We start from the raw sequence: 7,689 nt of genomic DNA on the forward strand, positions 1-7,689 counted from the left end.
CGTGCTGGGCGGCGCTGGCGACCGGCTCGGCGGGGCTGGTGCCGACGCCGCCCCGGGTGACGCACCACAGCGGCGCGGGCAGGTCGGCGTCCTGCGCCGCCTGCACGAGGCGGGTGGTCGCGACCAGCCCGGTGGGGATGCCGGGGTGGTCGGGGTACTGCGCGTCGGCGAGGCCGAGCAGGGACACCACGGCGGCCGGTGGCGTCTCGCGGTGCCCGGCCAGCGACTCGGCCAGCTCCGCCCGGGTGACCCGGGCCGGATCGACGGCCAGCGCCCGTACGGCCACCCCGTCGGGCAGGGCGGCGGCGAGCAGGTCCAGCCAGCCGTCCACGGCCGCGTCGGCGGCGGGCCGCACCACGAGCAGGTCGCCGGCGAGGGTCGCCCCGCCGGCCGGGGAGGCGGGCTTCCACACCACCCGGTACGACCAGCCGTCCAGCACCGCCCGCTGCAACCGGGCCTTCCGCCACGACGACAACACCGGCAACGCCGGAGCGAGCAGCTCCGCGTCGGCCGCGCCGCCGTCGAGCTGGGCGGCCAGCGCCGCCACGTCGGAACGCTCCACCGCCGACCAGAACTCGACGTCGACGACGTCCGGGCTGACCGGTCCGGCAACCGCCGGCGTGGTCCGCTCCGGCCAGTAGCGCTGCCGCTGGAAGGCGTACGTGGGCAGGTCGGTGAGGATCGGCGCGGGGGCGAGGATCCGGCGGTGGTCCACCGGCAGCCCGTTGGCGTGGGCGGCGGCGAGGCTGGTGAGCAGCCGGAGCGCGGCGTCCTCGCCACGGCGCAGGGTGGCCAGTGCCCGGCCGGTGGTGCCGGTGTCGTCGAGGATCGCGGTCACCGACATGGTCAGCACCGGGTGCGGGGAGACCTCCACGAAGTCCGTGTGACCAGCGTCGATGGCGGTACGCACGGCGGTGTCGAACAGCACCGGCAGGCGCAGGTTCTCCGCCCAGTAGTCGGCGTCCATGCGGGAACCGTCGAGCCAGGTCCCCGTGACGGTGGAGATGATCCGGACGTCGCCGTCGCTCGGGGCGAGGCCGGCCAGTTCGGTGCGTACCCGGTCGGAGACCGGCTGCACCGCCGGCGAATGCGAGGCGTAGTCAACGGCCACGAGCCGGGCCCGCACACCCTCCGCGACGCACGCCGCGACCAGGTCGGCGACGGGCTGCGGCGGCCCGGCGACCGCCGTGGTACCGGGGCCGTTGATGACGGACACGGTCACGCCCTCGGGCAGCCGTGCCTCCACCTCGGCGGCAGGCAGGTCGATCGCCGCCATCGCCCCGGTGCCGGCAATGATCGCCAGGGCCCGCACCCGCAACGCCAGCACCTTCACCGCGTCGGCCAACGACAGCACCCCGGCCACGTGAGCGGCCACGATCTCACCCTGCGAGTGGCCGATCACCGCCTTCGGGGTCATGCCGGCCTGCCGCCACAACCGCGCCAGACCCACACCGACCGCGAACAACGCCGGCTGCGCCACCTCGGAACGACCCAACCACGAGTCGTCGGTGCCCATCAGCACCGCGCGGACGTCGATATCGAGCCAGCGGTCGAACTCCACCTGACACTCGGCGAGAGCCTCGTCGAACACCGGACACGCACCGATCAGCCCGGCCGCCATCCCCACGTGCTGCGCGCCCTGCCCCGGGAACACCCAGACCGGACCCTCCCCCGGCTCGCCGGCCTCGCCGGTGACGACGGTGCCGGCGGGGGTGCCGGCGGCAACCGCGTCCAGCCCCGCGAGCAACTGCGCCGGGTCGGCGGCCACCACGGCCGCCCGGTGCTCGAACACGGACCGCGTGGTCGCCAGCGACCAGGCCAGCCGGGCCGGGTCGACGTCGTCATGGTCACGGACGTACCGGGCGAGCCGGGCGGCCTGCTCGCGCAGCGCGGACGCGGACCGGGCCGACAGCGACCAGACGGTGGCGGGGGTGGCGAGCAGGCCGGGCTGCTCCGGTACGGGGGCCGGGGCGGGCGCGGGGTCGGCCTGTTCGAGGATGACGTGGGCGTTGGTGCCGCTGATGCCGAACGACGACACGGCCGCCCGGCGGGGCCGGTCCACCTCCGGCCAGGGCCGGGCCTCGGTGAGCAGCTCGACGGCACCGGCCGACCAGTCGATGTGCGGGGACGGCTCGTCGACGTGCAGCGTGGCGGGCAGGACGCCGTGCCGCATGGCCATCACCATCTTGATGACACCCGCGACACCGGCGGCCGACTGGCTGTGCCCCATGTTCGACTTGATCGAGCCGAGCCACAGCGGCTCGCCATCGCCGCGCTCCTGCCCGTACGTGGCGAGCAGCGCCTGCGCCTCGATCGGGTCACCGAGGGTGGTGCCGGTGCCGTGCGCCTCGACGGCGTCCACGTCGGAGGTGGTGAGGCGCGCGTTGCTGAGCGCCTGCCGGATCACCCGCTGCTGAGCGGGTCCGTTCGGGGCGGTGAGACCGTTCGACGCGCCGTCCTGGTTGATCGCGCTGCCGCGGATGACGGCGAGGATGCGGTGGCCGTTGCGTTGGGCGTCGGAGAGCCGCTCGACGAGCAGCAGGCCGACGCCCTCGGCCCAGCCGGTGCCGTCGGCGGCGGCGGCGAACGACTTGCACCGCCCGTCGGAGGCGAGGCCGCGCTGGCGGGAGAAGCCGACGAAGGGGCTGGGGGTGGCCATGACGCAGACGCCGCCGGCCAGGGCCAGGTCGAACTCGCCGGCCCGCAGCGCCTGGCAGGCCAGGTGCAGTGCGACCAGGGAGGACGAGCAGGCCGTGTCGACGGTGACGGCCGGCCCCTCCAGCCCGAGGGCGTACGCGATCCGCCCGGAGACGACGCTGGTGACGGTGCCGGTCAGCAGGTAGCCCTCGTCGGCGCCGTCCGCGCCGCCGTCCTGCCCGACGCCGTAGCCGTTGGCGGCGGTGCCGACGAACGCGCCGACCTTCTGGCCCCGCACCGACGACGGGGCGATGCCGGCCGACTCGAACGCCTCCCAGGACGTCTCCAGCAGCAGCCGCTGCTGCGGGTCCATGGCCAGGGCCTCGCGGGGGGAGATTCCGAAGAAGTCGGCGTCGAACTCCGCCGCGTCGTAGAGGAAGCCGCCCTGCTGGGTGGTGGACTTGCCGGCCCGGTCGGCCTGCGGGTCGTACAGGTTGTCCAGGTCCCAGCCCCGGTCGGTGGGGAAGCCGCCGATGGCGTCCCCGCCGGAGGCGACCAGGTCCCACATCTGGTCGGGGCTGGCCACCCCGCCCGGGTAGCGGCAGGACATGGCGACGATGGCGATCGGCTCCCGGGCCGCCGCGGTCAGCTGCTGGTTGAGCTGCTTGAGCCGGCTGGTCTCCTTGAGCGAAGCCCGAAGCGCCTCGACGACCTTATCTGCAGACGTGGACATCATGTACTCCGTACGTGGGACAAGGGTCAGGACTCGGAGCCGTCGAGCGCCAGCCGGATGAGGGCGTCGGCGTCCATCTCGTCGATGGAGTCGCCGTCCTCGCCGGTCGGGGCCTGCTCGGCGTCGTCGCCGTCGGTGAGCTTGAGTAGCAGGTCCAGCAGTCCGGCCTCGCGGATGCGGGCCAGCGGGATGGTGGCCAGGGCCTGGCGCACCGCCACCTCGGCCGGGTCGGCCGCCTCCTGCCGCCCGGTCTCGGGGACCAGCGCGGTGAGCAGGTGGCCGGCCACGGCGGCCGGGTCGGGGTAGTCGAAGACCAGCGTGGTGGGCAGGGACAGGCCGGTGGCCCGGGTGAGCCGGTTGCGCAGCTCGACCGCGGTCAGCGAGTCGAACCCGAGTTCCTTGAACGCGCGCCGCGGCTTGACCCGCTCCGGGCCGGGGTGGCCGAGGACGGCCGCGGCGTGGGTGCGGACCAGGTCGGTGAGGAGCTTGTCCTGCTCGTCCCCGGGCAGGGCGAGCAGTTGCTCGCGCAGCGGCTGCCCGCCGTCGCCCGGCTCGTCCTCGGCGGGCCGGTCGGCCGGCCGCGCCTCGGGCAGGTCGGCCAGCAGCGGTCGCGGCCGGGTCGAGGCGTACGCGGGGCCGAACGTCGCCCAGTCCACGTCGGCGACGGTGAGGCAGGCGCGTCCGCGCCCGACGGCGACCCGCAGGGCGTGGACCGCGTCGGCCGGGGACATGACTCGCAGCCCGCGTCGGGCCAGCTCCCGCTGGGCCTCGTCGGTGGCCATCCCGCCGTCGGCCCACGGCCCCCACGCCACGGAGGTGGCGGCGAGGCCCCGGGCGCGCCGCCGCTCGGCGAGCGCGTCGAGGTAGGCGTTGCCGGCCGCGTAGCCGGCCTGCCCGCCGCTGCCCCACACCCCGGCGATCGAGGCGAACAGCACGAACGCGTCCAGCGGCCGGTCGCCGAGCAACTCGTCCAGGTGCGCCGCCCCGGCGATCTTGCCGCCCATGACGGCGGCGAGCCGGGCCAGGTCGGTGTCGACGAGCGGGACGACGTCGTTCAGGCCGGCGGCGTGCACCACCGCGGTCAGCGGCGCCGGGTCGTCGTCCAGCCGGGCCAGCAGCCCGGCCACGGCGTCCCGGTCGGCCACGTCGCACGCCGCCACCGTCACCCGTACGCCGAGGGCGGTCATCTCGTCGCGCAGCTCCGTCGCGCCGGGGGCGGCGTCGCCGCGCCGGCTGGTCAGCACCAGGTGCTCGGCGCCGTTGCCGGCCGCCCAGCGGGCCACGTGCGCGCCCAGTGCGCCCGTGCCGCCGGTGACCAGCACGGTGCCGGAGGGCCGCCACCGCTCGGCCGCCGCCGCGTCGGCGGGCGTGGCCCGGGTCAGCCGCCGGGCGTACACGCCGGTGGGCCGCATCGCGAGCTGGTCCTCGTCGCCGGCGGCGACGAGCGCCGCCACGAGCCGGGCCGGGTCGACGTCCCGTTCGGGCAGGTCCAGCAGACCCACCCGGGACTGCGACAGTTCGAGGCCGGCCACCCGGCCCAGGCCCCACAGGCCGCCCTGGCCGGCGCTGCGGACGGGTTCGCCGTCGCCCGCGTCGACCGCGCCCCGGGTCACGCACCACAGCGGGGCGGTCGCCCCGGCGTCGTGCAGCGCCTGGAGCAGCAGCAGGGTGGCCGCCGTACCGACCGGCACGGACGGGTGGTCCGGGTGTGGCTCGTCGCGCAGGCCGAGCAGTGAGACCACGCCGACCGGCCCGTCGGCCGGCGCGCCGCCCAGCAGCTCGGCGAGGCCGGCGCGGGTGACGGTGGCCGGGTCGACGGTCACCCGACGCACGTCCCCACCGGAGGCGGTCAGCGCGGCGGCGATCCGGTCGGCCGACGGCTCGCCGGCGGGCTCGACCAGCAGCCAGGTCCCGACCGCCGCCGGGGAGTCGGCCAGGTCGATCCGCCGCCACCCCACCTGGTACGACCACCCGTTCACCGCCGCGTCGCGGGTGCGGGCGCGGCGCCAGGTGGACAGGACGGGCAGGGCCGGAGTCAGCGCGTCCACCGCGGCGTCGTCGCCGAGCTGGCCGGCGAGGGCGGCGAGGTCGCCGCTCTCGACGGCGGCCCAGAACTCGGCGTCGCCGCCCGTGTCCGGGGTGGCCTGCTGGCGCGGCGCGGCTTCCGGCCAGAACCGCTGGTGCTGGAACGCGTACGTCGGCAGGTCGACGCGGCGGGCGCCGGAGTCGGCGAACCAGGTCCGCCAGGTCACCGGCTCGCCGTGGACGTGCAGTTCGCCGAGGGCGGCCAGCAGCGCGTGGGTCTCGGGCCGGTCCCGACGCTGGACGGCGACGGACAGCACGCCCGCCTCGTCGGGCAGCACGTCGGCGACCATGGCGGTCAGTACGCTCTGCGGGCCGACCTCCAGGAACGTGTCCACCCCGGCCTTGCGCAGCGTGGTGACGCCGTCGGCGTACCGGACGGCCTCCCGGACGTGCCGCACCCAGTAGTCGACCGTGCGGATCTCGTCGCCGTCAGCCAGCGCCCCCGTCAGGTTCGACACGACCGGCAGCAGCGGCGCCGAGAACGTCAGGTCTCCCAGCACTGCCCGGAACTCGGCCAGCATCGGCTCCATCAGCGGACTGTGGAACGCGTGACTCACGGTCAACCGCCGCGTCCGGACACCACGCGCCTTCCAGACCTGCTCGACCTCGTCGAGCGCGTCGACCGCCCCGGACACCACCACCGAGGTCGGGCCGTTCACCGCCGCGACGCCCAGCCGGTCGGTCAGCCCGTCCAGAGACGCCAGCACCTCGGCCTCGGCCGCGTTCACCGCCAGCATCCCGCCGCCGGCCGGCAACGCCTGCATCAACCGACCCCGGGCGGCCACCAACGCGCACGCATCCCCAAGGGACAGCACCCCGGCCACGTACGCGGCCGTGATCTCCCCGACCGAATGCCCACCCACGAAGTCCGGCACCACCCCGAACGACTCCACCAGACGGAAGAGGGCCACCTCGACCGCAAACAGCCCGGCCTGGGTGAACACGGTCTGGTCCAGCAGGCCCGCGTCGGCCGTGCCCGCCTCGGCGAAGAGCACCGCCTTCAGCGGCTGCGGCAGCAGCGGGTCCAGGTGCCCGCACACCTCGTCAAGCGCGGTGGCGAACACCGGGAACGCCCCGTACAACTCCCGACCCATCCCGGCGCGCTGCGCGCCCTGCCCGGAGAAGAGCAGGGCCAAGTGCCCACGCTGCTCGGACGCGCCGGTCAACACCGAACCCGACGGCTCACCGGCAGCAAGAGCCGTCAGCGCCGCAAGCAGACCCTCCCGGTCGACGGCGGCCACCACCGCCCGCTGCTCCAACGCCGGCCGCGTCGTCACCGACGACCACGCCACGTCCAACGGACGCAGCGTTTCGTCGGCGGCGAGCCAACGCGCCCACCGGCCCGCCTGCCCGGCGAGCGCCGCCTCCGTCCGCGCCGACAACACCACCGGCACCACCGGCGGCACCCGACGCTCCACAACCTCGCCCTCGACCACCTCGACCGGCGGCTGCTCGACGATCACATGAGCGTTCGTCCCCGAGATCCCGAACGACGACACCGCCGCCCGACGCGGCCGACCCACCACCGGCCACGGCGTCGCCTCCGTCGCCAACGCCACCGCCCCGGCCGCCCAGTCGATGTGCGGCGACGGCTCATCCACATGCAACGTCGGCGGCACGAGGCCGTGCCGCATCGCGAGGACCATCTTGATCACACCCGCCACACCAGCCGCGGCCTGCGTGTGCCCGATGTTCGACTTGATCGACCCCAGCAGCAACGGCCGGTCACCCGGCCGATCCTGCCCATACGTCGCCAACAACGCCTGCGCCTCGATCGGATCACCCAACGTGGTGCCCGTACCGTGCGCCTCCACCGCATCCACATCCACCGTGGACAGACCAGCGTTCGCCAGAGCCTGACGGATCACCCGCTGCTGCGACGGACCGTTCGGCGCGGTCAACCCGTTCGACGCCCCGTCCTGGTTCACCGCGCTACCCCGCACCACCGCCAGAACCCGGTGGCCGTTACGGCGAGCGTCCGACAGCCGCTCCACCAGCAGCATGCCCACGCCCTCACCCCAACCGGTGCCATCCGCCGACGCCGCGAACGACTTGCACCGCCCATCAGCCGACAGACCCCGCTGCCGCGAGAAGCCGATGAACGCGCTCGGGGTGGCCATCACGGTCACACCGCCCGCGAGGGCGAGGTCGCACTCCCCCGACCGCAGCGCCTGCGCCGCGAGGTGCAACGCGACCAGCGACGACGAGCACGCAGTGTCGACCGTGACCGCCGG

At 75.2% G+C, this 7,689-nt stretch carries 1 protein-coding gene and 1 pseudogene; both read right to left on the bottom strand.

Features of this window, described 5'->3' with window-relative positions:
- Positions 1–3,370 (bottom strand): type I polyketide synthase (locus AB0L34_RS31790; protein ID WP_363709122.1); only part of this gene is annotated, 3,370 nt, incomplete at its 3' end.
- Positions 3,371–3,633: 263 nt separating this feature from the next.
- A pseudogene (locus tag AB0L34_RS31795) lies at positions 3,634–7,689 on the bottom strand (type I polyketide synthase); the annotation flags it as partial.

This window comes from Micromonospora sp. NPDC052213 (assembly GCF_040679695.1).
Lineage (GTDB): Bacteria > Actinomycetota > Actinomycetes > Mycobacteriales > Micromonosporaceae > Micromonospora.